The 23,915-nt window shown below is 72.0% G+C and carries 25 protein-coding genes and 1 pseudogene; 17 read left to right on the forward strand and 9 right to left on the reverse strand.

Annotated features, from left to right (window positions below; translation table 11 throughout):
- The first annotated feature begins 82 nt into the window (after window positions 1-82).
- The 4 genes from OG898_RS20350 to OG898_RS20365 all read left to right on the forward strand — a co-directional run bounded on the left by OG898_RS20350 (window position 83) and on the right by OG898_RS20365 (window position 3,044).
- Window positions 83-790: an NADPH-dependent F420 reductase gene (locus tag OG898_RS20350; RefSeq protein ID WP_250743579.1), complete on the forward strand. Its 708-nt coding sequence runs from the start codon at window positions 83-85 to the stop codon at window positions 788-790.
- Window positions 787-1,023, forward strand: a complete 237-nt coding sequence (locus OG898_RS20355; protein ID WP_266958502.1) for a ketopantoate reductase family protein — start codon at window positions 787-789, stop codon at window positions 1,021-1,023. Before OG898_RS20350 ends, OG898_RS20355 begins: the two co-directional genes overlap by 4 nt.
- On the forward strand, window positions 1,011-1,724 hold the full coding sequence (locus OG898_RS20360) for a ketopantoate reductase C-terminal domain-containing protein (RefSeq protein WP_266958504.1): 714 nt from the start codon (window positions 1,011-1,013) through the stop codon (window positions 1,722-1,724). Before OG898_RS20355 ends, OG898_RS20360 begins: the two co-directional genes overlap by 13 nt.
- Window positions 1,725-1,940: 216 nt before the next feature.
- Window positions 1,941-3,044 (forward strand): serine hydrolase, encoded by a 1,104-nt coding sequence (locus tag OG898_RS20365; RefSeq protein WP_266958506.1) that lies wholly within the window; start codon window positions 1,941-1,943, stop codon window positions 3,042-3,044.
- On the opposite strand, the gene OG898_RS20370 is transcribed toward OG898_RS20365, so the two are convergent.
- Window positions 3,041-3,412, reverse strand: coding sequence for an ArsC/Spx/MgsR family protein (locus OG898_RS20370; RefSeq protein WP_266958508.1), 372 nt, complete (start codon window positions 3,410-3,412; stop codon window positions 3,041-3,043). The genes OG898_RS20365 and OG898_RS20370 overlap by 4 nt on opposite strands.
- A 106-nt stretch (window positions 3,413-3,518) precedes the next feature.
- Here OG898_RS20370 and OG898_RS20375 point away from each other — a divergent pair, with 106 nt between their 5' ends.
- Entirely contained in the window at window positions 3,519-3,782 is a 264-nt protein-coding gene (locus OG898_RS20375) for a hypothetical protein (RefSeq protein WP_250743574.1), read from the forward strand.
- Window positions 3,783-3,823: 41 nt separating this feature from the next.
- Here the strand turns inward: OG898_RS20375 and OG898_RS20380 are convergent.
- Both OG898_RS20380 and OG898_RS20385 read right to left on the reverse strand, forming a co-directional pair.
- Window positions 3,824-4,191, reverse strand: a pseudogene (locus OG898_RS20380) (polysaccharide deacetylase family protein); the annotation flags it as partial.
- Window positions 4,192-4,479: 288 nt separating this feature from the next.
- Window positions 4,480-5,604, reverse strand: a complete 1,125-nt coding sequence (locus OG898_RS20385; protein WP_250743571.1) for a PP2C family protein-serine/threonine phosphatase — start codon at window positions 5,602-5,604, stop codon at window positions 4,480-4,482.
- A 76-nt stretch (window positions 5,605-5,680) separates the two neighbouring features.
- Here OG898_RS20385 and OG898_RS20390 point away from each other — a divergent pair, with 76 nt between their 5' ends.
- The 3 genes from OG898_RS20390 to OG898_RS20400 all read left to right on the forward strand — a co-directional run bounded on the left by OG898_RS20390 (window position 5,681) and on the right by OG898_RS20400 (window position 8,771).
- Window positions 5,681-6,388, forward strand: a complete 708-nt coding sequence (locus OG898_RS20390) for a VIT family protein (RefSeq protein ID WP_250743570.1) — start codon at window positions 5,681-5,683, stop codon at window positions 6,386-6,388.
- Window positions 6,389-6,440: 52 nt separating this feature from the next.
- The gene (locus OG898_RS20395; protein WP_250743569.1) at window positions 6,441-7,334 is read left to right on the forward strand and encodes a TIGR01777 family oxidoreductase; all 894 of its coding nucleotides are present in this window, start codon (window positions 6,441-6,443) and stop codon (window positions 7,332-7,334) included.
- A 219-nt stretch (window positions 7,335-7,553) separates the two neighbouring features.
- Window positions 7,554-8,771 (forward strand): FAD-dependent oxidoreductase, encoded by a 1,218-nt coding sequence (locus tag OG898_RS20400; protein ID WP_266958511.1) that lies wholly within the window; start codon window positions 7,554-7,556, stop codon window positions 8,769-8,771.
- Between the two features lie 231 nt (window positions 8,772-9,002).
- On the opposite strand, the gene OG898_RS20405 is transcribed toward OG898_RS20400, so the two are convergent.
- On the reverse strand, window positions 9,003-10,532 hold the full coding sequence (locus tag OG898_RS20405; protein WP_266958513.1) for a regulator: 1,530 nt from the start codon (window positions 10,530-10,532) through the stop codon (window positions 9,003-9,005).
- 173 nt (window positions 10,533-10,705) lie between these two features.
- Between OG898_RS20405 and OG898_RS20410 the strand changes: the two genes are divergently transcribed.
- The 5 genes from OG898_RS20410 (at window position 10,706) to OG898_RS20430 (ending at window position 14,183) form a co-directional block, all read left to right on the forward strand.
- Window positions 10,706-11,056: a hypothetical protein gene (locus OG898_RS20410; protein WP_266958515.1), complete on the forward strand. Its 351-nt coding sequence runs from the start codon at window positions 10,706-10,708 to the stop codon at window positions 11,054-11,056.
- 88 nt (window positions 11,057-11,144) lie between these two features.
- Window positions 11,145-11,942 (forward strand): lipoyl(octanoyl) transferase LipB, encoded by a 798-nt coding sequence (gene lipB / locus OG898_RS20415; RefSeq protein ID WP_250743565.1) that lies wholly within the window; start codon window positions 11,145-11,147, stop codon window positions 11,940-11,942.
- Between the two features lie 119 nt (window positions 11,943-12,061).
- Window positions 12,062-13,009 carry a lipoyl synthase gene (gene lipA / locus OG898_RS20420; RefSeq protein WP_266958518.1) on the forward strand — a complete coding sequence of 316 codons (948 nt, stop codon included), beginning with the start codon at window positions 12,062-12,064 and terminating at the stop codon, window positions 13,007-13,009.
- A gap of 267 nt (window positions 13,010-13,276) precedes the next feature.
- A complete protein-coding gene (locus OG898_RS20425) occupies window positions 13,277-13,474 on the forward strand; it encodes a hypothetical protein (RefSeq protein ID WP_250743563.1) in 198 nt (65 codons plus the stop codon).
- Window positions 13,475-13,484: 10 nt separating this feature from the next.
- Window positions 13,485-14,183 carry a DUF4191 domain-containing protein gene (locus OG898_RS20430; protein ID WP_250743562.1) on the forward strand — a complete coding sequence of 233 codons (699 nt, stop codon included), beginning with the start codon at window positions 13,485-13,487 and terminating at the stop codon, window positions 14,181-14,183.
- A gap of 108 nt (window positions 14,184-14,291) precedes the next feature.
- On the opposite strand, the gene OG898_RS20435 is transcribed toward OG898_RS20430, so the two are convergent.
- On the reverse strand, window positions 14,292-14,759 hold the full coding sequence (locus tag OG898_RS20435) for an RDD family protein (RefSeq protein ID WP_250742558.1): 468 nt from the start codon (window positions 14,757-14,759) through the stop codon (window positions 14,292-14,294).
- Window positions 14,760-14,944: 185 nt separating this feature from the next.
- On the opposite strand from OG898_RS20435, the gene glnA reads away from it, so the two are divergent.
- Together glnA and OG898_RS20445 are read left to right on the forward strand one after the other, a co-directional pair.
- Complete coding sequence (gene glnA / locus OG898_RS20440) at window positions 14,945-16,354, forward strand: type I glutamate--ammonia ligase (RefSeq protein WP_250742557.1); 1,410 nt, start codon at window positions 14,945-14,947, stop codon at window positions 16,352-16,354.
- A gap of 130 nt (window positions 16,355-16,484) precedes the next feature.
- The gene (locus OG898_RS20445) at window positions 16,485-16,802 is read left to right on the forward strand and encodes a MazG-like family protein (protein WP_250742556.1); all 318 of its coding nucleotides are present in this window, start codon (window positions 16,485-16,487) and stop codon (window positions 16,800-16,802) included.
- Window positions 16,803-16,822: 20 nt separating this feature from the next.
- Here OG898_RS20445 and OG898_RS20450 read toward each other — a convergent pair whose 3' ends face one another.
- Window positions 16,823-17,476 (reverse strand): TetR/AcrR family transcriptional regulator, encoded by a 654-nt coding sequence (locus tag OG898_RS20450; protein ID WP_250742554.1) that lies wholly within the window; start codon window positions 17,474-17,476, stop codon window positions 16,823-16,825.
- 86 nt (window positions 17,477-17,562) lie between these two features.
- On the opposite strand from OG898_RS20450, the gene OG898_RS20455 reads away from it, so the two are divergent.
- Window positions 17,563-18,333, forward strand: a complete 771-nt coding sequence (locus tag OG898_RS20455; protein ID WP_250742552.1) for an SDR family NAD(P)-dependent oxidoreductase — start codon at window positions 17,563-17,565, stop codon at window positions 18,331-18,333.
- A 13-nt stretch (window positions 18,334-18,346) separates the two neighbouring features.
- Here OG898_RS20455 and OG898_RS20460 read toward each other — a convergent pair whose 3' ends face one another.
- Complete coding sequence (locus tag OG898_RS20460) at window positions 18,347-18,865, reverse strand: DUF4240 domain-containing protein (RefSeq protein WP_243330439.1); 519 nt, start codon at window positions 18,863-18,865, stop codon at window positions 18,347-18,349.
- A gap of 126 nt (window positions 18,866-18,991) precedes the next feature.
- On the opposite strand from OG898_RS20460, the gene OG898_RS20465 reads away from it, so the two are divergent.
- Window positions 18,992-20,191 (forward strand): serine/threonine-protein kinase, encoded by a 1,200-nt coding sequence (locus OG898_RS20465; RefSeq protein ID WP_266958522.1) that lies wholly within the window; start codon window positions 18,992-18,994, stop codon window positions 20,189-20,191.
- Window positions 20,192-20,246: 55 nt separating this feature from the next.
- Here OG898_RS20465 and aceE read toward each other — a convergent pair whose 3' ends face one another.
- Window positions 20,247-22,931 carry a pyruvate dehydrogenase (acetyl-transferring), homodimeric type gene (gene aceE, locus OG898_RS20470; RefSeq protein WP_250742549.1) on the reverse strand — a complete coding sequence of 895 codons (2,685 nt, stop codon included), beginning with the start codon at window positions 22,929-22,931 and terminating at the stop codon, window positions 20,247-20,249.
- 244 nt (window positions 22,932-23,175) lie between these two features.
- Window positions 23,176-23,799 carry a GntR family transcriptional regulator gene (locus tag OG898_RS20475; RefSeq protein ID WP_250742568.1) on the reverse strand — a complete coding sequence of 208 codons (624 nt, stop codon included), beginning with the start codon at window positions 23,797-23,799 and terminating at the stop codon, window positions 23,176-23,178.
- Window positions 23,800-23,915 lie beyond the last annotated feature (116 nt).

A 23,915-nucleotide genomic window follows, 5' to 3' on the forward strand; every position in this document is an offset into this window, starting at 1 on the left:
CTGGCGGGAGCGGGGAGGACGGGGCCTCACTCCGGTGCCGCAGCGCCGGAATACCGTGGATCGCGGGCGACTTGAACCCCGCATGGCAACTCTTGGACTCATCGGAAGCGGCAACATCGGAAGCACCCTCGCGCGGCTCGCCGTGGACGCGGGGCTGGACGTGGTCCTCAGTAATTCCAGGGGACCGGAGACACTGGACGCTCTGGTCGCCGAGCTCGGCCCGCGGGCCCGGGCCGCCACCCCGGCCGAGGCGGCGGCCGCCGGCGACTGGGTCGTGGCCACCATCCCGCTCCGGAACTACCGCGAGCTCCCCGCCGAGGTGCTGGCGGGCAAGGTCGTGCTCGACACGCTCAACTACTACCCGCAGCGGGACGGGGTCTTCCCCGCCCTGGAGGCGGAGGAGACCACGACGAGCGGGCTCGTCCAGGAGCACCTGGCCGGGGCGCAGGTCGTCAAGGCGTTCAACAACATCTACTTCAAGCACCTGCTCGCCCTCGCCCGCCCGGCCGGCTCCCCGGACCGCTCGGCCCTGCCGATCGCCGGCGAGGACCCGGCCGCCCGCGCGTCCGCCACCCGCCTCCTCGACCTGCTCGGCTACGACGCGGTCGACGCGGGGGAGCTCGCCGAGAGCTGGCGCTTCCAGCGGGACACGCCCGTGTACGTCCTCCCGTACGCCGAGGACCCGGCCCGTCCCGGGGGCCTCACCGAGGCCCCCGCGACCGTCGCCGACGCCGCGACCGTCCGCACCGCCCTGGCCGAGGCCGTCCGACCGGAGGGCTCCGCCGGATGAGGATCCTGACGGTCGGAGCCGGCGCCGCGGGCGGCTACTTCGGCGCGCGCCTCGCCCAGGCCGGCCGGGACGTCACCTTCCTGGTGCGCCCCCGGCGGGCCGAGGCCCTGCGGGCGCGCGGGCTGCGGGTGAGCGGGCCGGGGGAGAAGATCGTGCTCGACCCGAGGCTCGTCACGGCCGACGCGCTGGAGGGGACGTACGACGGGAGTAGCCGACGGCCATGCTGTCCGTGAAGTCCACCACCCTCGAAGCGGCGGTCCGGGACCTCGCGCCGGCGGTCGGTTCCGGGACGGCGATCCTGCCCCTGCTCAACGGAATGGCCCACCTCGACCACCTCGCGGACCGGTTCGGGGACGGGGCGGTGCTCGGCGGCGTGGCCAAGGTCGTCACCACCCTGAACGAGGACGGCGACATCCTCCGCATGGCTCCGCCCACCGTGGTGCTCACCGGCGAACGCGACGGCCGTCCCTCGGCGCGGGTGGACGAGGTGCGCGAGGTGCTGGCCGGGGCGGGGATCGACACCCCCGAAGTGCCCGACATCATCGGCGCCATGTGGCACAAGTGGGTGTTCATCACCACGCTGGCGGCGGTGACCTCCCTGGCGCGGGGAGCCGTCGGCGAGGTCAACGCCGTGCCCGGCGGGACCGAGTTCGGCCTCGCGGTCCTCGCGGAGGCGGCCGCCGTGTCGGCCGCCGCCGGGTACCCGGTGCCGGAGTCGGAACTCGGCTTCACCGCCCGGACGCTGGCCACCCCGGACTCTCCGCTGACGCCGTCGTTGTACCGGGACCTGCTCGCCGGTCACCCGACCGAGGTCGAGCACGTGCTCGGCGACCTGACCGCCCGGGCCCGCGCTCTCGCCGTCCCCACCCCGCTCCTCGACCTCGCGACCCTCCAACTGCGGGTCCACGAGCGGCGGGTGGCGGCGGCCGGGTAAGACGTCGGGCAGGGCAGGGCGGTCGGGCGGGGCGGTCGGGCAGGGCGGCCGGGCAGGGCGGCCGGGGGCCTGCGGGACCGGCCTCGGGGCCGGTCGAACGGTCCCCTTCGGGGTGGCCTCGGGGTCCGGTCAGGGTGATCACCGATGGGCAACGCGCTGTGGGTGGCGGAGTGTTGGTGTCAGAGCCCACCGAGTCGCCTTCTCCAGGAGCCACCGATGAACGCACGCCCCCGCACCCTCCGCCGGATCGCCGTCACCGGCATCGCGCTGGCGGTCCTCGCCGTGGGTGCGGGCGCCCCGGCCGCACTGGCCGCGCCCGGAGGGTCCGCGGGCTCCGCCGCGACCGCGGCCCACGCCGAGCGGGCGGCCGCCCAGGACCCCGCCGCGCTGCGGGCCCTGTTGGCCTCCCTGCCCGACGAGGTCTCCACGGGGGCCCTGGTGCGGCTGTCCGGTGCGGGGCTGCGCACGCCGTGGACCGGGACCGGCGGGCCGGTCGCCGCCGACGCGGACGTCCCGATCGGCAGCGTCACCAAGCTGTTCACGAACGCCCTGGTGCTGCGGCTCGTCGCGGAGCACCGGATCGAGATCGACGCGCCGGTGCGCCGCTACCTGCCCGACCTGATACCCGATGCCTACGCCGCAGTGACCGTACGGCAGCTCATGGACCACACCGCCGACCTGCCGATGCTCACCAGCGAGTCCGCGGATCCGCGCACCATGCTGCTCGACACGTTCGCGGCGGACGCGGCCGCCCGCCCGGGCCGCATACCCGCGCCGGGCATGGTCCAGCAGTACAACGGGACGAACAGCTTCGTCGCCGGCCTGCTCGTGGAGCGGATATCCGGCCGGAGCTACGGGGAGGAGCTGCAGCGCCGCATCGTGCATCCTCTGGGGCTGCGTCAGACCCGGATGTCGACGGACCCGCGGATGGCCCGGTTCTGGGCGGAGGGCGGCCTGGTCTCCACCGCGGCCGACCTGGACCGCTTCATGGGGGCCCTGCTGGGCGGCCGGCTGCTGCCGCCCGCTCAGCAGCGGCACCTGTACGAGGTCCCGGACGTGCCCAACGCCAGGGGGAACACCTGCCTGTCGCCGAGGGCCTGCTTCAGCGCGGCCGGCCTGATGCGCCACGAGACGGCCGGCACGGTGGTCTGGGGCAAGACGGGCTCCGGCCCCGGCTGGTCGACCGGGGTGTTCACCACCGAGCAGGCCGGCCGCCGCCTCGTCTACGCCCACAACCCGAAGCCCGGCACGTCCAGGGACCAGCAGATCGGACGCGTCGTGGAGTTCGTGAACGCGGGCTTCGCGGGCTTCGCGGGTTAGGCCGTGCGGGAGAGGGCTTCGCGGACGGCCTCCTCGGAGCGGGCCACCACCGCCGTGCCGTCCTCGGCCGTGATGATCGGGCGCTGGATCAGCTTCGGGTGGGCCGCCAGGTGGCTGATCCAGGCCCCGCGGGCCTCCTCGGTCTCCTCGCGCGGCAGGTCCCGTACGCCGGTCTCCTTGGCCAGCGGGTCCGAGGTGCGGGTGATGTCCCAGGGCTCCAGGCCCAGCCGGCCCAGGACCTCGCGGATCTCGGCCTCGGAGGGCACGTCCTCCAGGTAGCGGCGGACGGTGTACTCGGCGCCCTCCGCGTCCAGCAGGGTCAGGGCGCTACGGCACTTCGAGCAGGCGGGATTGATCCAGATCTCCATGCCCGAAAGCTTAGCGAGGCGCCTCCTGGCCAGGTCCTTTGTCAGTGGTCGCCGGTAAAATTCAAGGAGAAGGACAGGACGCCAACTTGCCTTTGGGAGGCTGTAGATGGCCACTGCCATGACCCTGCACACCATCGAGCCCGTCAAGAAGAAGCCGCTGCCGGCGGGGCTGCCCCGCGAGTGGTACGAGAGCCACAACCGGCGCCTGAAGGCGATGCGGCTGGCGATATCGCTGCTCGACTCCGGCACGTATGACGCTCAGCGCGCCACCAACCGCAAGATCCGCACGATGGCCGTCCGGACGGGCATCCGCCGGCCGTCGAACGTCACCTGCAAGATGGTCCGCTCCTTCATCCGCGACGCCGGGTAGGCGGGGGGGCGGGGGAGGCGGGCCGGTAGGCCTCAGCCTGCCTAGGGGACCTTCGGGAAGCTGAGGCCGTAGCCCTGTTCCTTGAGCCACGGCAGCAGCTTTTCGAGGGCCTCGACCGGCTGGGAGCGGTCGCCGCCCCCGTCGTGCATGAGGATCGTCGGCCCCTTGGGCTTCAGCTGCTCCTGCACGGCACTGACGATCTTGTCCGCGCCGGGCCGGTTGAAGTCGCCGGGGTCGACGTTCCAGCCGAGGCCGCGCCCCCGGCGTGCTTCTGCGCGTTCGGCCCGGTCAGGCAGAAGGTGGCCTTCGCGCCGTGGGCCTCGAGGAGTTCGAGCGCCTTCGGGGTCCACTTCGGGTCGGGGCCGTCGTCGAGGGTGAGGTTGACGACCTTGCCCCCGTCCTCGGCCGCGCGCGTCAGGGCCGAGCCGACCATGAGCGGGGCCGGGGCCTCGATCTGCTGGTTCTGCGACGCATCCGGTTCCGCCGCCGCGTCTTCCCCTGCGAGGCCGAGCACGATCGAGCCGGTGATCAGGGCGACGGCTCCGGCCGCCGCGATGACCGCCGTGATCCGCTGCTTGTGCTTGTACGGTGCGCGCATCGAATGGGCCTCGGATTCCGTGCTCGAAGGGCTGGAAGACCCGAGCGAAACATAGAAATTGACCCAAATGGGCGATTGTCTTCGTTTGTCGTCGTTTCGTCATGTGATCAGTACAGCGTGGTCACCGCACGCCGGGGCGTCCCGCTCCGCGGTGAGGGACAGCACCAGCAGGGCCACGTCGTCGCGCGGCCCGCCTCCGGTGAAGGACCGCAAGTCCCGCCACACCGCCGGGGCCAGCCCCGCGGGATCGGTCGCCAGGACGGGCACGCGCGCGGCCAGCGGATAGAAGTTCCCCGCCGCGTCCCGGGCCTCGGTCACCCCGTCCGTGTACATCACGAGCCGGTCCCCGGGGGCGACCCGGATCTCGGCCGGTTCCGCCGGGGTGGGGCCGGCCAGGCCCAGGCCCAGCGGGGGCCCCGGGTCCACGTCGACTTCCGAGACCGTGAAACCCCGTAGCAGCAGGGGCGGGGGATGCCCGCACGACACGATCCGTACGAGGTCCAGCCCGGGCGGGAACTCCACCAGCACCGCCGTCGCGAAGAGCTCCGCGTGCGCCACCGACTCCGACGCCGCGTCCGCCAGCAGCCGCCGGTCCAGCCGGGCCGCCACCGTCGTGAGCTCCGCGTCGTCCAGCACCCCCTCCCGGAAGGCGCCGAGCAGCGAGGCCACGGTGCCGACGGCGGCCAGGCCGTGACCCTGGACGTCGCCGATCAGCGCGCGCACGCCGTAGGGCCCGACCCGTACGTCGTACAGGTCGCCGCCGACCAGGGTGCCGTGCTGGGCGGCCCGGTAGAGGCCCGCGCAGCCGACCGCGCCGACCTGTTCGGGGACCGGCGGCAGGACCGCGAGCTGCGCCGCCTCCGCGACGGTGCGCACGCTCACCAGCTGGGCGTCGCGGCGTTTTCGGACCCAGGCGACCACCACGCTGAGCAGCCCGATCACCGCGACGGTCGCGAGGTCGGAGCCCCGGGCGTGGGCGATCCCGAGCGAGGGCAGGCCGACGAGGACCAGCACCACCGCGGCGAAGACGGCCGTCCCGGCGGCCCCGTAGGCGAAGGCGGCGACCGGGGGGAGCCCGGCCAGGAAGTAGCCCAGCTCGACGTCGCCCGGGGTGATGCGCTGGACGAGCACCAGCACCACGAGGGCCACCGCGGGCGCGAGGCGGGCCCAGCGCGGCGGCGGCGCCCCGCGCAGCCAGCCCGGCTCCTCGCGTCGGCGTCTCACCCCTCCACCCTGATCCCGGTACCGGGGGCGCGCACGCCGGGTGGCTCCTTCCGGCGGCGCCCGCCACAGTGGTGGCGTGACGGAAGCGGATGGTGCGGTGGCGCAGAGCGCGGCGATCAGTACCCGGCTGAACTGGCTGCGCGCGGGGGTGCTCGGCGCGAACGACGGGATCATCTCCACGGCGGGCCTGGTGGTCGGCGTCGCCGGGGCCACGACCTCGCGGTCGGCGATCCTGGCGGCGGGCGTCGCCGGGCTGCTGGCGGGCGCGCTGTCGATGGCGGCGGGGGAGTACGTGTCGGTCAGCTCCCAGCGGGACTCGGAGAAGGCGGCGCTGGACCTGGAGCGGCGGGAGCTGGAGGAGTCGCCCGAGGAGGAGCTGGAGGAACTGACGGGGCTGCTGGTGGGCAGGGGGCTGAGCGAGCCGGTGGCGCGGGAGGCGGCGGAGCAGCTGACGGAGCGGGACGCACTGCGGGCGCACGCGCGGGTGGAGCTGGGGATCAACCCCGACGAGCTGGCCAACCCCTGGCACGCGGCGGCGGCCAGCCTGGTGGCGTTCACGGTCGGGGCGCTGCTGCCGCTGCTGGCGATCGTCCTGCCGGGGGCCTCGCAGCGGGTCCCGGTCACGGTGGTCGCGGTCCTGCTCTCCCTGACCCTGTGCGGGGTGATCAGCGCCCGGCTGGGCGGGGCACCCGCGGCCCGGGCGATCCTGCGCAACGTCGCCGGAGGCGCCCTGGCCATGGTGGTGACCTACGCGGTCGGCACCTGGCTGGGCGCAGCCACCTGATCCGGTGGGTCCGGGCGGGCCTCCGGTTGCGGGTCGCTGCCAAGATGGGCCCATGCGTATCGCAGTCACCGGTGCCACCGGGCTCATCGGCAGCGCCCTCGGGCGGTCACTGAAGGCCGACGGACACGAGGTCGTCCGCTTCGTGCGGCGCGAGCCCGCCGGGCCCGGTGAGGCGCGGTGGGACCCCGCGCGGGGGTACGTGGACCCGGCCGGACTCGCCGGCTGCGAAGCCGTCGTGCACCTCGCCGGCGCCGGGGTCGGCGACCACCGCTGGACGGCCGCCTACAAGCGGGAGATCCGCGACAGCAGGGTCAAGGGCACGGCCGCCATCGCCTCGGCCGTCGCCGCCATGGACGAGCCGCCCGCGACGCTCCTCTGCGGCACCGCCATCGGGTACTACGGAGACACGGGCGACCGGATGGTCGACGAGGACGCCCCGGCGGGGGAGGGGTTCCTCTCCGAGGTCTGCATCGCGTGGGAGGCCGCTGCCGCGCCCGCCCGGGAGGCCGGGGTCCGGACCGTGTTCGCCCGTACCGGACTGGTCGTCTCCGCCGAGGGCGGGGCCTGGGGGAAGCTGTTCCCGATCTTCAAGGCCGGGATCGGCGGCCGCCTCGGCAACGGCCGCCAGTACTGGTCGCACATCTCGATGCACGACGAGATCGCCGCCCTGCGCCACATCCTCGACACGCCCGCCCTGACGGGGCCGGTGAACCTGACCGCCCCCGAGCCCCTGACCAACCGCGAGGTCACCGCCGCGATGGGCCGGGTCCTGCGCCGCCCGGCGGTGTTCGCCGTGCCCGCGCCGGTCATGCGCGTGGTGCTCGGGGAGTTCTCCCAGGACGTGCTGGGCAGTCAGCGGGTGCGTCCCGCCCGGCTGCTGGACTCCGGGTTCGTCTTCCGGTACCCGGGGATCGAGGAGTCGATCAGGGCCGCGCTGGAGGCCTGAAACGCCCCGGAGCTCCGGGGGGAGCGCCCCGGCGCACACATCGAGGCGGATGTGAGCCGAATGCGACCGTCGTGCGACCGGAGTTGACCGCATCACCCGTAATGGTCCGCCCAACTCGGGTTCCGCTGGACCCCGTTGGGGGAAGGAGGTTCCCCACACAGCCGGGCCGACCTCGGGGAGGGGCACGTGCTCAACAGCGCACACGCACACCATGCGGACGTGGTCATCGTAGGAGCCGGAGTCTCCGGACTCGCGGCAGCGCACCACCTGATCGCGTCCGGGGTCACCGTCATCGTCCTGGAGGGCGCGGCCGACGCCGGCGGCCGGATGGCCACCGAGACCGTGGACGGCTTCCGGCTCGACCGGATCGGCCAGATCCTCAACACCGCCTACACCGAACCGGCCCGCACCCCGGGCCTGGAAGGCCTGGTCCTCAAGCCCTTCGCGACCGGCGCCCTCGTCCACAGCGACGGCAAAACACTGCGCGCCGGCGCCCTCACCCCCGCCCGGGCCCTGACCAGCGGCTCCCTCGACCAGGCCCGGATCGGCGCGGCGCTCGCCCGCCTCGCCGCCCTGCCCGAGGAACGCCTGCTGGCCCGCCCCGAGCGCACCGCGCACGCCGCCCTGAGCTCCAGTCGCCTCGGTACGACGCTGCGCCCGCTCCTCGCCGGGCTCCTGCGCGACCCCGCACTCACCACCTCCAGCCGCGTCGCCGACCTGGCCCTGCGCACCTTCGCGCGCGGCCGCCTCGCCGTGCCCGAGGGCGGCGCCGCGACCCTGCCCGGACTGCTCGCCGCCGCGCTGCCGCCCGGCACCGTGCGCACCGGGGTCCGGGTCCGCTCCGTCGCCACCAACCTGGTCACCACCGAGGAACACGGCGACTTCGGCTGCCGCTCCGTGGTCCTGGCCACCGGCGCCCGGGCCGCAGCCGAACTGCTCCCGGGCCTGCGCGTGCCCGCCTTCCACCAGGTGACCGTCATCCACCACGCCACCACCACCCCGCTGCCCTGGGACGGCTCGCTGCTCCTGGACGGGGACCCGGACTGGCCCGTCGCCCACACCGCGGTCATGAGCGCGGTCGACCCGACGCGCGCACCCGCCGGCCGCAGCCTGGTCACCACCACCGTGCTCGGCCCGCCGCCGCCCACCCGGACGGTCGCCTCGCGGCTGGCCCGGCTCTACGAGACCGCGACCCGGGACTGGGAGCTGCTCGCCGTCCACCACACCCGCGAGGCCGTACCCGCCATGCCGCCGGGACAGGACACCCGGCGCACCGTCAGGGTCCTGGCCGGGCTGTACGTGTGCGGCGACCACCGGGACACCAACACCGTCGAGGGGGCCCTGCGCTCCGCCCGCCGCGCCGCCGCCGCCGTCCTGCGCGACTTCGGCATCCCGGTCCCCACCACCCCGGAAGCCACCCTCCCGGTGGCAGCCTGAGCCAACCACCCACCGGGGCACCATCGCCCTGGGGCCAACCACCCATCGGGGCAACATCGCCCTGCGGGCAACCACCCACCTAGGGGGCGGTTGCCCGCAGGGCAAGATCAGCCCCGCCGGCGTTTGAGGCGCGGGGTCCGGGGCGGAGCCCCGGGAGCGGACCCGCAGGGGCACCACGGCGCAGCCCCCCGGCCACGGGGGCGCAGCCACCCCCGCAGCCGACCCGCAGGGTCAGGACAAGGCGGCCACCCGGTCCCGATACCCCCGCACCGCGGACGCGTCCCGGTACGGCTCCAGCCGCCGCTCGAAGTCCCGTACGTACTCCACCGCCCGCACCGACCGCATCTCCATCGCCTGCTGCGCCGCCTCCGCGCCCAGCGCGCACGCCTGGTCCAGCTCGCCCAGCCCCAGCCGCGCCGTGGCCAGCACCACCCGGCAGAACAGCCGCGACCGCGCGTACGAGGGCGATCGCAGCTGCAGGGACCGCTCCGCGTGCTGCGCCGAGGCCCGGTACTGCTGCAGGTCCCGGTGGCAGTGCCCGAACTCGTCCGCGAGCTGCGCCTCGTCGTAGTCGCGCGCCCAGTGCGGTACGTCGTCCCCCGGCCGGGCCGCGCCCAGCGCCCGCTCGGCCCGCACCAGCGAGGCCGTCGAGGCCCTGACCTCCCCGAGCACCGCGTGCCCGCGCGCCTCCGCCGAGTGCAGCAGCGCCTGCACCACCGGCGGCGGCCCGGAGCCCACGCCCTGCTGCGCCACCCGGGCCAGCTGCACCGCCTCCCGGCCGTGGCCGAGGTAGACCGCCTGCCGGCTCATCGTGATCAGCACGTACGCCCCGTACGGCCGGTCCCCGGCGGCCTGGGCCAGGCGCAGCGCCTGGACGAAGTACCGCTGGGCGAGCCCGTGCGCGGCGATGTCGTACGAGGTCCAGCCCGCGAGCCGGGTCAGATCGGCGGCGGCGGAGAACAGCCGGCGCCCGGTGGTCTCCCCGTAGGTGCCGCGCAGCATCGGCTCGGCCTCGTGCTCCAGGTACCGCACCAGGGCCTGGCGGGCATGGCCGCCCCCGTAGGCGTGGTCGAGGGTGCGGAACAGCTCGCCCACCGATCTGAGCGCCGCGATGTCACCGCCCGTCACCCGCTGCCCGGGACCGCGGTCGATCTGCCGCTGCCGGGGCACCGAGGCCCGGCCGGACACGGGACGGCCCTGATCGAGACGGCCCTGATCGAGACGGCCCTGATCGAGACGGCCCTGGTCGAGGCGGCCCTGTTCGGGACGGCCCTGTTCGGGCACGCGCGAGGCGGCCTGCTCCGCGCCCCGGCCGACCCGCTCGTCGGCCCGCCCGATCAGCCAGTCCCGGCTGGGCACCACCAGCCCGGCCGGAGTGAAGGCGATCTTGCGCAGCTCGGCGTGCGAACCGGAGTCCTTGCGCCACAGCCCGCTCGCGATGTCGACGGCCTCCTCGGGGGTGGCCGCGAACTCCAGCCCCGCGTACACCGGGGCGCACGCGTCCAGGCCCAGGTCCTGGGCCGACAGCCGCCGCCCCAGGCGCCGGGTGAACACCTCCGCGATCAGCGCCGGGGTGGTGCCGCGCGGCTGCTGCCCGCGCAGCCAGCGGGTCACGGAGGTCTTGTCGTACCGCAGATCGAGACCGTGCTCCAGACCGAGCTGGTCGACACGGCGGGCGAGCCCGGCGTTGGAGAACCCGGCCTCGGCGATCAGTGCCGAGAGCTGCCGGTTGGGGACACGCTGGGCAGGTCGTTCCGTCATCGGCTCCACGGTCTCCTGACGTGACGGACCGGAGACCCGGCCCTGTGAACGGCGTGAATGTAGCGGCGAACCTCGCCCGTACCGCCCTCTCTGTCCCACATTCATCCGATCGTGTGCAGAACCGGTGGGTCTCTTTACGGACCGACCCCCTCCACCCGCGTACGCTGCGCCCCATGACCCGCCGGCCCACCGGGGAGCTTCGCCCCGGCAGCTGCGAGCGCCCCGACGGCGACGGCAGCCACGCAGAGTCCACGGCTCCGCCGCACGTGCCCGAGCTGGCCGCGCCCGAGCTGACCGAGGCGGAGTGCCGGCGCTGCGGGACCTACATCGCCGGTCTCGACGGGCGCTACGCGTGCGGGGTCTGCGGCTGGGTGAACGACCATTCCGAGGGGCACCGCCGGCTTCCCCGGGCGGACGAGGACCCGGACCGGCCGCCGAAGGGCCGCAGGCGGCCGAAACAGCTCCCCGGACCCCCGGACCCCCCGGATCCCGGGCTTTTCGCCGTGTCCGGGACGGGCGGCTGACGGGGCCCGCGGGGGCCGCCGTACCCTTGCCTGGTGCGATAGGTGCACACAGCAAGTTCGTCGGCAGGTTCAACGAGGAGGCGCCGCGGTGGCTGAGCTTGGGTTTGTCCGCATGGGCTTCGGCCCGGAGGCCGTCGAGTACACGGTGGCCTGGGAAGAGCAGCGCCGGGTGCACGCGGCCCGCTTCGCGGACGAGATCGAGGACACCTGCCTGCTGCTGGAGCACCAGCCCGTCTACACGGCCGGCCGGCGCACCGCCGACAACGAGCGTCCGCTCGACGGCACGCCCGTCGTGGACGTGGACCGCGGCGGAAAGATCACCTGGCACGGCCCGGGCCAGCTGGTCGGCTACCCGATCATGAAGCTGCCCCGCCCCGTGGACGTGGTCGCCCATGTCCGCCGCCTGGAGGACGCGCTGATCCGCACGGCCGCCGAGTTCGGCCTGGAGACCACCCGCGTCGAGGGGCGCAGCGGGGTCTGGGTGCTGGGCGACCCGGTGGAGGAGCGCCCGAAGATCGGCGGCCTCTCGCTGGACTTCGACCCGAGGCTGCACGACGAGGAGTTCGACCCCCGGCTGAACGGCCCCGAGTACGCCCCGTCCAACGCCGGCCAGCGCCGCGAGGACCGCAAGCTCGCCGCCATCGGCATCCGGGTCGCCAAGGGCGTCACGATGCACGGCTTCGCGATCAACGTGAACCCCGACAACACCTGGTTCGACCGGATCGTCCCCTGCGGGATCCGGGACGCCGGTGTGACCTCGCTCTCGTACGAACTGGGCCGCGAGATCACCATCGCCGAGGTGCTGCCGGTGATCGAACGGCACCTGAAGGACGTACTGGAGCAGGCGGAGCTGCGGCCGCGGGAGATAGAGCCCGCCGCGGGCTGATCCCGGGGGGACGCCGGGGAATGGGCCGGGCCGCCCGCAGGTTGGCCGACGTAAGAGCGTATGAAATTACGGGCGTACCCTGGTGGGCGCCGAAGAATCGAAGTCACAGGGAGCCGGTCGTGTCCGCAGTCGCACCCGACGGACGCAAGATGCTGCGCCTAGAGGTCCGTAACGCCCAGACGCCCATCGAGCGCAAGCCCGAGTGGATCAAGACGCGGGCCAAGATGGGTCCCGAGTACACCAAGATGCAGGCCCTGGTGAAGGGCGAAGGACTGCACACGGTGTGCCAGGAAGCCGGCTGTCCGAACATCTACGAATGCTGGGAGGACCGCGAGGCCACCTTCCTCATCGGTGGCGACCAGTGCACCCGGCGCTGCGACTTCTGCCAGATCGACACGGGCAAGCCCGAGGCGCTGGACCGCGACGAGCCCCGCCGCGTCGGCGAGTCCGTCGTCACGATGGACCTGAACTACGCCACCATCACGGGCGTCGCGCGCGACGACCTGGCGGACGGCGGCGCCTGGCTCTACGCGGAGACCGTGCGCCAGATCCACCGGCAGACGGCGGAGCGCGCGGCCGGCCAGACCAAGGTCGAGCTGCTGGCCCCGGACTTCAACGCGGTCCCGGAGCTGCTGGAGGAGGTCTTCGCCTCCCGCCCCGAGGTCTTCGCCCACAACATCGAGACGGTGCCGCGCATCTTCAAGCGGATCCGCCCCGGTTTCCGCTACGAGCGCTCGCTGGACGTCATCACGCAGGCGCGTGCGTACGGCCTCGTCACCAAGTCCAACCTGATCCTGGGCATGGGCGAGGAGCGCGAGGAGGTCAGCCAGGCGCTGAAGGACCTCCACGAGGCGGGCTGCGAGCTCATCACCATCACCCAGTACCTGCGGCCCTCGCCGCGCCACCACCCCGTCGAGCGCTGGGTGAAGCCGGCCGAGTTCGTGGAGCTGGCGCAGGAGGCCGAGGAGATCGGTTTCTCCGGAGTCATGTCCGGTCCGCTGGTGCGCTCCTCGTACCGCGCCGGCCGCCTCTACCAGCAGGCGATGGAGAAGCGCGCGACGGTCTGAGTGCCCTCTGCGTGAGGCGTGCGAGGCACGCGTGACGCGTGGTGCGGGAGGTATGTGAACTCGCGCACAAAGTCTTACTTACGGGTAACACCGCATCGATGCGGCCCCTAGGCTCTTGCTAGCGAGAGTCCGGTGGGCCGCATCAAGGTTTCATCACTGTTTGACCAGTCGGTCACGCCCTGGTAACACCAGTCGGTGACGATTGTTCGACGCACCGCACACACGCTTGGCCACCCCCGACGTGAGCACCGTGAAAGGGTCGACACCATGCAGGCCGCGCCCGTACGCGCCATCGCCATTCCTTCCTTCACCGACGCCGTCCGCGGCCTGGAGTCGCTGCTCATGAGCGGCGCCCGCCGGAACGCCTGGACGGCCGTCCTCGAAGACCGCCGCAGGGCCAAGGACCGGGTCGAAACCGAGCACGTACTCGAGGCCGCGGCGACCCGGACCGAGAAGGCCACGTAAACTTCGCTGCATGGCGAGGAAGTCAAACGCAGAGACTGCTGCGAACCCCGGGCGACTGAAGCAGATCGCCCTGACGTACAAGATGACGCGCAAGGCCGACCCGAAGGTCGGTCTGATCGTCGCGGGCGTGGGAATCGTCACCTTTGGTGTCTTTCTTGCGATCGGCTTCCTGATCGACCACCCGGTCTACCTGGGCATCCTGGGCTTCCTGGTGGCGTTCCTGGCGATGGCGATCATCTTCGGACGGCGAGCCGAGACGGCCGCCTTCGGACAGATGGAGGGACAGCCGGGCGCGGCCGCGGCCGTACTGGACAACGTGGGCCGGGGCTGGACCACCACCCCCGCCGTTGCGATGAGCAAGCAGCAGGACATCGTCCACCGTGCCGTGGGCAAGGCCGGCGTGGTCCTGATCGCCGAGGGCAACCCGAACCGGGTGAAGCCGATGCTCGCGAACGAGAAGAAGAAGCTGGCCCGGATCATGCCCGACATCCCGGTCCACGACTTCATCGTGGGCAAGGGCGAGGGCGAGGTGCCGCTCAAGAAGGTCCGTACGACCCTGATGAAGCTGCCCCGTGTCCTCTCCGGGCCCCAGATCACCCAGGTCAACGACAAGCTGCGGGCCATGGGCGACTTGCTGAGCAACATGCCGATCCCGAAGGGCCCGATGCCCAAGGGGATGCGCATGCCGCGCGGCGGAAAGATGCGCTGATCCGCTTTTCGTATACGACACAGAGGGGCGCCCCGGGCCGATGGCCCGGGGCGCCCCTCTGTTTTCGTTCCTGCCGGCCGGCCGGCCGGCCGGCTTCGTGCCCGCGTCTCAGATCCTGACCTGCACGGCGCGGCTGAGGCGGTCGTGCAGTCCGCGGCCGTCGCGGTCCCAGACGAGGGCCGGGATCAGCAGGGCGAGCAGTGCGGTGCGGAGCACCACCCGGCCGAATCCGAGCCGGCCGCCATCCTGTGAGACGACCCGGAGGCCCAGAATCCGCTTCCCGGGGGTAAAGCCCACGGTGCCGACCGTCAGGATCACCAGGGTGACGAAGACCGCCAGCGTCCAGTTCCCCGAGCCGTTCCAGTCACGGCCCGTGATCAGGCCGTACGCGATGAGCTGGCAGGCGATCCAGTCGATGGCCACGGCGCCGAGCCGGCGGCCGAAACGGGCCACCGAGCCGGGCCCCTGCTGCGGCAGGCCGAGCTGTTTGCCGGGGTACCCGAAGTCGGCACCCATCTCTTCGGCGGCCTCGCGGGGGCCGGAGAGCCAGGATCCGATTGCTTGCCTCTTGTCCACGCGAACACGGTACCTGTGCCGCTCGACGCCGTTCCGGCGGGACCCTGGTTAACTTGTGCGAAACAAATGGGTCATGCTTGAGAAACCCCGTCTGCTTATGGTCGGGTCAGCGTGCGGCACCGCACTGACGCACCACTAGCTATAAAACCCGCCCCTGCCCCGGGGTCGGGAGTAGGAGGAGTTGGATGTTCAAGAACGCCGACGAAGTGACGCAGTACATCCAGGAGAACGACGTCAAGTTCGTTGACGTCCGCTTCTGCGACCTGCCTGGTGTGATGCAGCACTTCACCATCCCGGGGCGGGCGTTCGACCCGAACGAGGAGCTGGCCTTCGACGGCTCCTCGATCCGCGGCTTCCAGGCGATCCACGAGTCCGACATGGCGCTGCGTGCCGACATCACCACCGCGCGCCTGGACCCGTTCCGCAAGGACAAGACGCTCAACATCAACTTCTTCATCCACGACCCGATCACGGGCGAGGCCTACAGCCGCGACCCGCGCAACGTCGCGAAGAAGGCCGAGGCGTACCTCGCCTCCACCGGCATCGCCGACACCGCGTTCTTCGGCCCCGAGGCCGAGTTCTACGTGTTCGACAGCGTGCGCTTCGCGACCTCCGCGAACGAGGGCTTCTACCACATCGACTCCGAGGCCGGTGCCTGGAACACGGGCTCCGAGGAGAACAACCGTGGTTACAAGGTCCGCTACAAGGGTGGTTACTTCCCCGTAGCCCCGGTCGACCACTTCGCCGACCTGCGCGCCGAGATCTCCCTCGAGCTGGACGCCCAGGGCCTCCAGGTCGAGCGTCAGCACCACGAGGTCGGCACCGGTGGCCAGGCCGAGATCAACTACAAGTTCAACACGCTGCTCGCCGCGGCCGACGACCTGATGCTCTTCAAGTACATCGTGAAGAACGTCGCGTGGAAGAACGGCAAGACCGCGACCTTCATGCCGAAGCCGATCTTCGGTGACAACGGCTCGGGCATGCACGTGCACCAGTCGCTGTGGGCGAACGGCGACCCGCTGTTCTACGACGAGTCCGGCTACGCGGGCCTGTCGGACATGGCGCGCTACTACATCGGCGGCATCCTCAAGCACGCCCCGTCGCTGCTCGCCTTCACCAACCCGACGGTGAACTCCTACCACCGCCTGGTCCCGGGCTTCGAGGCGCCGGTCAACATGGTGTACTCGCAGCGCAACCGCTCCGCCGCGATGCGCATCCCGATCACCGGCTCGAACCCGAAGGCCAAGCGCGTCGAGTTCCGCGCCCCGGACCCGTCCTCGAACCCGTACCTGGCGTTCGCGGCGCTGCTCCTCGCGGGCCTCGACGGCATCAAGAACAAGATCGAGCCGATGGAGCCGATCGACAAGGACCTCTACGAGCTCTCCCCGGACGAGCACGCGAGCGTCCCGCAGGTCCCGACCAGCCTCGAGGACGTCCTCAAGGCCCTCGAGGAGGACCACGAGTACCTCCTGGCCGGCGGTGTCTTCACCCCCGACCTGATCGAGACCTGGATCGACTACAAGCGCACCCACGAGATCGCCCCGATCGCGCTGCGCCCGCACCCGCACGAGTTCGAGCTCTACTTCGACCTCTAAGCCGTGCCGTGCTGACGCACTGATCGACTGATCACCTGAAGCCCCGCCCCCTTCCTTCCGAAGGGGGCGGGGCTTCGGTCTTGTGCCCGGAGGGCACACGGGAGGGTGGGGGGCGTCCTAGGCTCGGGGGATGGACGAAGCCTGGAAGACCATCGGGGCCCTCGCGGCGCGGTTCGACGAGCACGACCGGGAGCGCGGGGTGGAGCGCGAGGAGAGCATGACGCTGCAGGTCCTGAAGATCGGGGAGGAGTTCGGGGAGGCCGCGCAGGCCGTCATCGGGGCCAGGGGCACGAACCCGCGGAAGGGCGACTCGCACACCTGGGGCGACGTGGAGGCGGAGGTGGCCGACGTCATCGTCACGGCGATGGTCGCGCTGGCCCGGATGCGGCCCGATGCCCCCGCCTTCTTCGCGGAGCACCTGCGGGAGAAGTCCGCCCGGTTCCTCTGACGGTCCGGTGCAGGGGTGACTCAGCGCGTCAGTGGCATCGCGCCCGTGAGGTCGCGCAGGCAGCGGATCGCCAGTTCCGCGGGGGAGCCGGGGCCCGCCGGCGGGGTGTCCGTGGTGGACCAGAGTTCCAGGGCGATGCGGATCGCGTCCGTGGCCGCCGCGGCGAGGAGGCGTACGGCCAGGGGTTCGGCGTCCGGGCCGGCGAGCCGGGCCACGACCGGGACCAGGCGCTCCTCGGAGTCCTGGTTGACCCGGTACCAGACGGCCCGCAGCGCCTCGTCGTTCGCGGCGGCGCGCAGCAGGCCGCGGGTGACCTCCAGGCCCTCTTCGAGGGCCTGCGGGCCCGTGAGGGAACGGGTCACGGCGCGCTCCAGGGCCTCGGTGAGCGGGGTGCCGGGGTCCTCCTCGGCGAGCAGCGCGCGCCAGGCGTCGCCGCCGCCCGCGAGCAGGGGGGCGACGGCCTCCTGCTTGTTGCGGAAGTAGCGGTAGAACGTGCGCAGCGCCACGCCCGCCCGGTGGGCGATGTCCTCGGCGGTGGTGCCGTCGGGGCCGTGCTCGGCGAAGAGTTCGCATGCGGCGCGGGCGATGTCGAGCTGGGTGGCCGCCTTGCGGCGCTCGTTCAGCGACTGGGCTCCGGGGCCGGCCTGGGGAGAGTACGGACGAGGGGATCTCACCGGGGAAGGATACCTCGGGCCCACGCGCTAAATGCATGTTTTGACAGGGTGGCAAAACGTGTCATCGCGGGAGTACGCTCCTCCCCATGAACCGTTACGAAGGACGTCGCGTCCTCATCACCGGCGGCGGCTCCGGCATCGGCCAGGCCACCGTCCACCGCATCCTGTCCGAGGGCGGCCGCGTCCACACCGTGGACGTCAACGAGGCCGGCCTCAAGGCCACCGCCGACCAGGCGGCCGCCGACGGACACGCGGACCGCCTCACCACCGCGGTCCTCGACATATCCGACGAGGCCGCGGTCAAGGCGGGCATCGCCGCAGCGGTCGACACCCTCACCGGGATCGACGTACTGGTCAACGCCGCGGGCATCCTGCGTTCCTCGCACACCCATGCGACCACGCTCGAGTTCTGGAACAAGATCATCGCGGTGAACCTGACCGGTACGTTCCTGGTCATCCGCGAGTCGCTCCCCGCGCTGCTGGCGGGCGACCAGCCGGTCGTCGTCAACTTCAGCTCCACCTCGGCGTCCTTCGCCCACCCCTACATGTCCGCCTACGCGGCCAGCAAGGGCGGCATCCAGTCCATGACCCACGCGCTGGCCGCCGAGTACAGCAAGCAGGGCCTGCGCTTCGTCGCGGTCGCGCCCGGCTCCATCGAGAGCGGCATGACCACCGGCACCGGCCCCGGCCTGCCCGAGGACACCGACTGGAGCCTGTTCGCCAAGCTCGCCCCGGCCCTCGGCCAGGGCTTCGCCGGCCCGCAGACGGTCGCCGGCGTCGTCGCCATGCTGGGCTCCGAGGACGGCGCCTTCATCACCGGCACGGAGATCCGCATCGACGGCGGCACGCACTACTGAGCAGGCGGGGGCGTCAGCCCCTGAAGCGGTCCCACAGCCGGGGGAAGCGCTCCGCGAGCACGGCTTCGTTCTCGAAGTCCAGCGCGGCGCCCTCCGGCTCGGCCGCCTGCAGCGGGATCCCCAGATCCGGCGCGACCGACCCGGTCAGCTGCTCGTACGCCTCGTCCGCCGCGTACCCCAGCTCCTCGCCGTCCCCGTCGATCTCCTCGTCGAACTCGTCGAGGAGCTCCGCCAGCTGGTCGGGATCGTGCACCCCGCCCTCGAAGACCTCCCGGCCCTGGCCGATCAGCCAGCACCGGAAGTAGTCGAACGCGTCGTCGCTCGCCCCGTCGAGCAGCACCCACGCCGCGCCCCACAGGTCCCAGGTGTACGCCCGGTTGTACCGCGACTCGAAGTGCCGGGCGAAGTCCAGGACGGAGTCCGGGTCGAGCTGTGCCAGCCGCTCCACGAGCAGCTCGGCGTGTTCCTCGGGGTCGCCCTCGGCGGCCTCGCGGGTACGGTCGACCATCTCCCAGAACTCCGTCTCGTCCATCACCGCTCAAGCATCACGGGTACGCCCCCTCGCCGCCACCGCGCGTGCCGCGAAAGGCCGGTCGTGGCCCCCCAACCGGCCCCATACTCGGATCCGGACCGCGGGCGTCGAGTCGGGGAGGACCGGATGCGGCGGGAAGTACTGGAAGGCCGGTACCGGCTCGAGGACCGCCTCGGCGGCGGGGGCATGGGCGAGGTGTGGAGCGCCTGGGACGAGCGGATGCAGCGCTGGGTCGCCGCCAAACTGGTCTCCGCCACCCCGATGCTGTCCGGCATGGACGCCGAGGAGATCGAGAGCCGCTTCCTCGCCGAGGTCCGCTCGGCCGGCAACCTCCCCCACCGGCACACCGTGACCGTCCACGACTGCGGGGAGGCCGAGATCGGGGGTCGCCGCATCCTCTACATGGTCATGGAACGCCTGGACGGCCGTACCCTCCACGAGGCCTTCCGGGAATCGGGCCGCGTCCCCTGGTACGTGCTCGTCGACTGGGCCGGGCAGGTGGCCGCCGCACTGGCCGCCGCACACGAGCGGGGCGTGATCCACCGGGACATCAAACCGTCCAACGTGATCCTCACCGCCGACGGGGTCATCAAGGTCCTCGACTTCGGCATCGCCAAGTTCCTGGGTGACACCCTCTACCGCGCGGGACGCACGGTCACCGGTGCCACCCTGGGCACTCCCGAGTACATGTCCCCCGAGCAGGCCCGCGGCGAGCCCGACATCGACCAGCGCAGCGACCTCTACTCCCTGGGCTGCCTCATGTACCACGGCTTGGCGGGGGAGCCCCCGTTCCGGGCCGACAGCCAGCTGGCCGTCCTGCACCGGCAGATCTCCGACACCCCCGCCGCGCTCGCCCCGCGGGTGCGCGGTCTGCCCGAGGAGCTGGACGTCCTGATCGCCGGGCTCCTGAGCAAGTCCCCCGCGGACCGGCCCGAGAACGCCGCCAGGGTGCTCCGCGAACTCCGGCTCATCCCGGGCATCGCGGGCAAGCAGCACTTCAGTTGGTCCGACGAGGGCCGGCAGGCGGTGGCGCTGATGGACGAGGCCCGCGTCGTGGCCGCGGCGGTGCGCCGGGAGGCGGTCGGAAAGGCGGAGGGGCTGCTCAAGGAGGCGGAGGCCATAGCCGCCGAACGGGAACGCCGGGCGGCAGCACTGCTCGACGAGGCCCGGGCCGAGGCGGCCGAGATCCGCGCGGGGCTCGCCGCGGTCGAGGACCGCCGCCGCAGGGCGGCGGACCACCTCGCGCGCCTCGGGGAGCTGCTCGCCGACGACCGGGCGGTCTCCGTCCGGGAGCACGGCTCCGGGACGCGGCCCGCAACGCCGTGAGGCGGCCCACCCCCACAGGGGCGGACCGCCTCACGGTCGGATCGCTCGTGACGCCCTACAGGCCGTAGCGCTCCCGGGCCTCCTTGATGGAGGACGCCGGGACCTCGCCGCGGCGGGCGAGCTGGGCCAGCGCGGCCACCACGATGGACTGGGCGTCGACACCGAAGTGGCGGCGGGCGCCCTCGCGGGTGTCGGAGAGGCCGAAGCCGTCCGTGCCCAGCGAGGTGTAGTCCTGCTCGACCCACTGGCTGATCTGGTCCGGGACCTGACGCATCCAGTCGGAGACGGCGAGCACCGGGCTGGTGACGCCCTCCAGGGCACGGGTGACGAACGGGGTGCGCATCTCCCCGCGCAGCAGCGCCTCGTCGCACTCCAGCGCGTCGCGGCGCAGCTCGCCCCAGGAGGTGGCGGACCAGACGTCGGCGGCCACGTTCCAGTCGGCGGCGAGCAGCTTCTGCGCGTCGAGGGCCCAGTGGATGGCCGTACCGGAGGCCATCAGCTGGATCTTCGGGGCGTCGGCGGCCGGGGCCGCCTCCGCGAGGTCCGCCGCCGTGTTGAAGCGGTAGAGACCGCGCAGGATGCCCTCTTCCACGCCCTCGGGCATGGCCGGCTGGGGCTTCGGCTCGTTGTAGACCGTCAGGTAGTAGAAGACGTCTTCCGGCTTCTCGCCGTACATCCGGCGCAGACCGTCCTTGACGATCACCGCGATCTCGTACGCGAAGGCCGGGTCGTAATTGAGCGACGCCGGGTTCGTGGACGCGATCAGGTGCGAGTGGCCGTCCGCGTGCTGCAGGCCCTCACCCGTCAGGGTGGTGCGGCCGGCGGTGGCGCCGACGATGAAGCCCTTGCCGAGCTGGTCGGCGAGCTGCCACATCTGGTCGGCGGTGCGCTGCCAGCCGAACATCGAGTAGAAGATGTAGAACGGGATCATCGGCTCGCCGTGCGTCGCGTACGACGTGCAGGCGGCGATGAAGTCGGCCATGGCGCCGGCCTCGGTGATCCCCTCGTTGAGGATCTGGCCGTCCTTGGCTTCCTTGTAGTACATCAGCTGGTCGCGGTCGACCGGCTCGTACGTCTGGCCCAGCGGCGAGTAGATGCCGGCCGACGGGAAGAGGGACTCCATACCGAAGGTACGGGCCTCGTCCGGGACGATCGGAACCCAGCGCTTGCCGGTCTCCTTGTCCCGCATCAGGTCCTTGACGAGCCGGACGAAGGCCATGGTGGTGGCCATCTCCTGCTTGCCGGAGCCCTTGAGCAGCGGGGCGAAGGAACGGTCCGCCGGAGCCGGCAGGGCCACGTGCTTGACCTTGCGGGCCGGGGCCGGGCCGCCGAGCGCCGCGCGGCGCTCGTTCAGGTACTGGACCTCGGGGCTGTTCGCGCCCGGGTGGCCGTACGGGACCTGGCCGTCGGCGAAGGCGCTGTCCGGGATCGGGAGGCCAAGGAGGTCACGCATGTCCTTGAACTCGTCGATCGTCAGCTTCTTCATCTGGTGGTTCGCGTTCTTCGACTCGAACCCGGCGCCCAGCGTGTAGCCCTTGACGGTCTGCGCGAGGATGACCGTCGGAGCACCCTTGTGCTCCAGGGCGGCCTTGTACGCGGCGTAGACCTTGCGGGGCTCGTGGCCGCCGCGGGAGGTGTGGAAGCACTCGGCGATCTTCGCGTCGGAGAGCACACCGGCCAGCTGCACGAGCTCGGCGTTGGCGCCGAAGAAGTGCTGGCGGATGTAGGCCACGTCGCGGGTCGCGTACGTCTGGAACTGCGCGTCGGGTACCTCGCGCAGGCGGCGTACCAGGGCGCCCGTGGTGTCGAGCTGGAACAGCTCGTCCCAGGCGGAGCCCCACAGCGACTTGATGACGTTCCAGCCGGCGCCGCGGAACTGGGCTTCCAGCTCCTGCACCACGCGGAAGTTGGCGCGGACCGGACCGTCGAGGCGCTGCAGGTTGCAGTTGATGACGAAGGTCAGGTTGTCGAGCTGCTCGCGGGAGGCCAGGGCCAGGGCGGCGGTCGACTCGGGCTCGTCCATCTCGCCGTCGCCCAGGAAGGCCCAGACGTGCGAGTTGGCGGTGTCCTTGATGCTCCGGTTCTGCAGGTAGCGGTTGAAGCGCGCCTGGTAGATCGCGGAGAGCGGGCCGAGGCCCATGGAGACCGTCGGGAACTCCCACAGCCACGGCAGGCGCCGCGGGTGGGGGTAGGACGGGAGGCCGTTGCCGCCGGCCTCCTGGCGGAAGTTGTCGAGCTGCTGCTCGGAGACCCGGCCGTCGAGGAAGGCGCGGGCGTAGATGCCGGGGGAGGCGTGGCCCTGGATGTAGAGCTGGTCGCCCGATCCGTCGGCCTCCTTCCCGCGGAAGAAGTGCTGGAAGCCGGTCTCGTACAGCCACGCGGCGGAGGCGAAGGTGGCGATGTGGCCGCCGACGCCGTACTTGGAGCCGCGGGTCACCATGGCGGCCGCGTTCCAGCGGTTCCAGGCGGTGATCTTGGCTTCCATCGCCTCGTCACCGGGGAACTCCGGCTCCGCGGCGGTGGGGATGGTGTTGACGTAGTCCGTCTCGAGCAGCTTCGGCAGCGCGAGACCGGCGGCCTCGGCGTGCTGAAGGGTGCGACGGAGCAGGTATTCGGCGCGGCGCGTACCGGCGGCCTTGGCGACTGCGTCGAGCGAGGCCGCCCATTCGGCGGTCTCCTCGGTGTCGCGGTCCGGGAGCTGGTCGAGCTCGCTCGGAAGCTTTCCTACGGGGTCGGACATCGGTGTGCGCCGCCTTCCGGACAAAGGAGAGGTGGTGAAGAAATCCCTGACGGGCAGGACAGGGTCGTTGGACCCGGGTGGGGTCCGCGGATGACTGTAAGGCGCTGATCGATGATCGATCAAATGAAAGTGACGAAGAAACGTCAATCTGACGAAAGTCGGCACCGGGTGCCATGAAAATGGGCACCCAGTGCCGGGCAAAACGGGACGAGGCGGGCGCTTGAGCGCGTCTCGAAGGGCGAGATCAAGCCCGCGGCGCGCACCCCAGAACGTGCCGCTTCACCAGCAGGCCGATCTCCGGATCCTGATTGCGGAAGGCGTCCACAAGGGCTTCGTGCTCTTCGGCGTAGGACTTCTGGACGGTTCCCAGCCACCGGATGGACAGGGCCGTGAAGACCTCGATGCCCAGGGACTCCCAGGTGTGCAGCAGCACGCTGTTCCCGGCGGCCCGCACCATCTCCCGGTGGAAGCCCACGGTGTGCCGCACCTGGGCCGTGCCGTCCGCGCTGCGGTCGGCCTCCCACAGGGCCGCCACGTGCGGCTCCAGGGCCGAGCAGTCGGCCGCCAGCCGGGGCGCGGCCAGCTCGGCCGCGATCTGCTCCAGGCCCGCCCGGACCGGATAGATCTCCTCCAGGTCCGCCGCCGACAGGTTCCGTACGCGCACGCCCTTGTTCGGCGCCGACTCGATCAGCCGCAGCGTCTCCAGCTCGCGCAGGGCCTCGCGCACGGGCGTCTGGCTGACCTCCAGCTCCACCGCGATCCGGCGCTCCACGATCCGCTCACCGGGCTTCCAGCGCCCGCTGACGATCCCCTCCACGATGTGCTCGCGGATCTGCTCGCGCAGCGAGTGCACGACGGGTGGGGTGATCATCGGGGCTTCATCTCCTGAGGGTGTGCAGGGGCATGCGGGGCCTTGATGCGTAGACAATACGGCGGAGCCGCTCGTCGCGATGCGTTCCTGGTCAGAGGCGCAGCGTGAGGCTG

The organism is Streptomyces sp. NBC_00193 (genome assembly GCF_026342735.1).
Lineage (GTDB): Bacteria > Actinomycetota > Actinomycetes > Streptomycetales > Streptomycetaceae > Streptomyces > Streptomyces stoeckheimensis.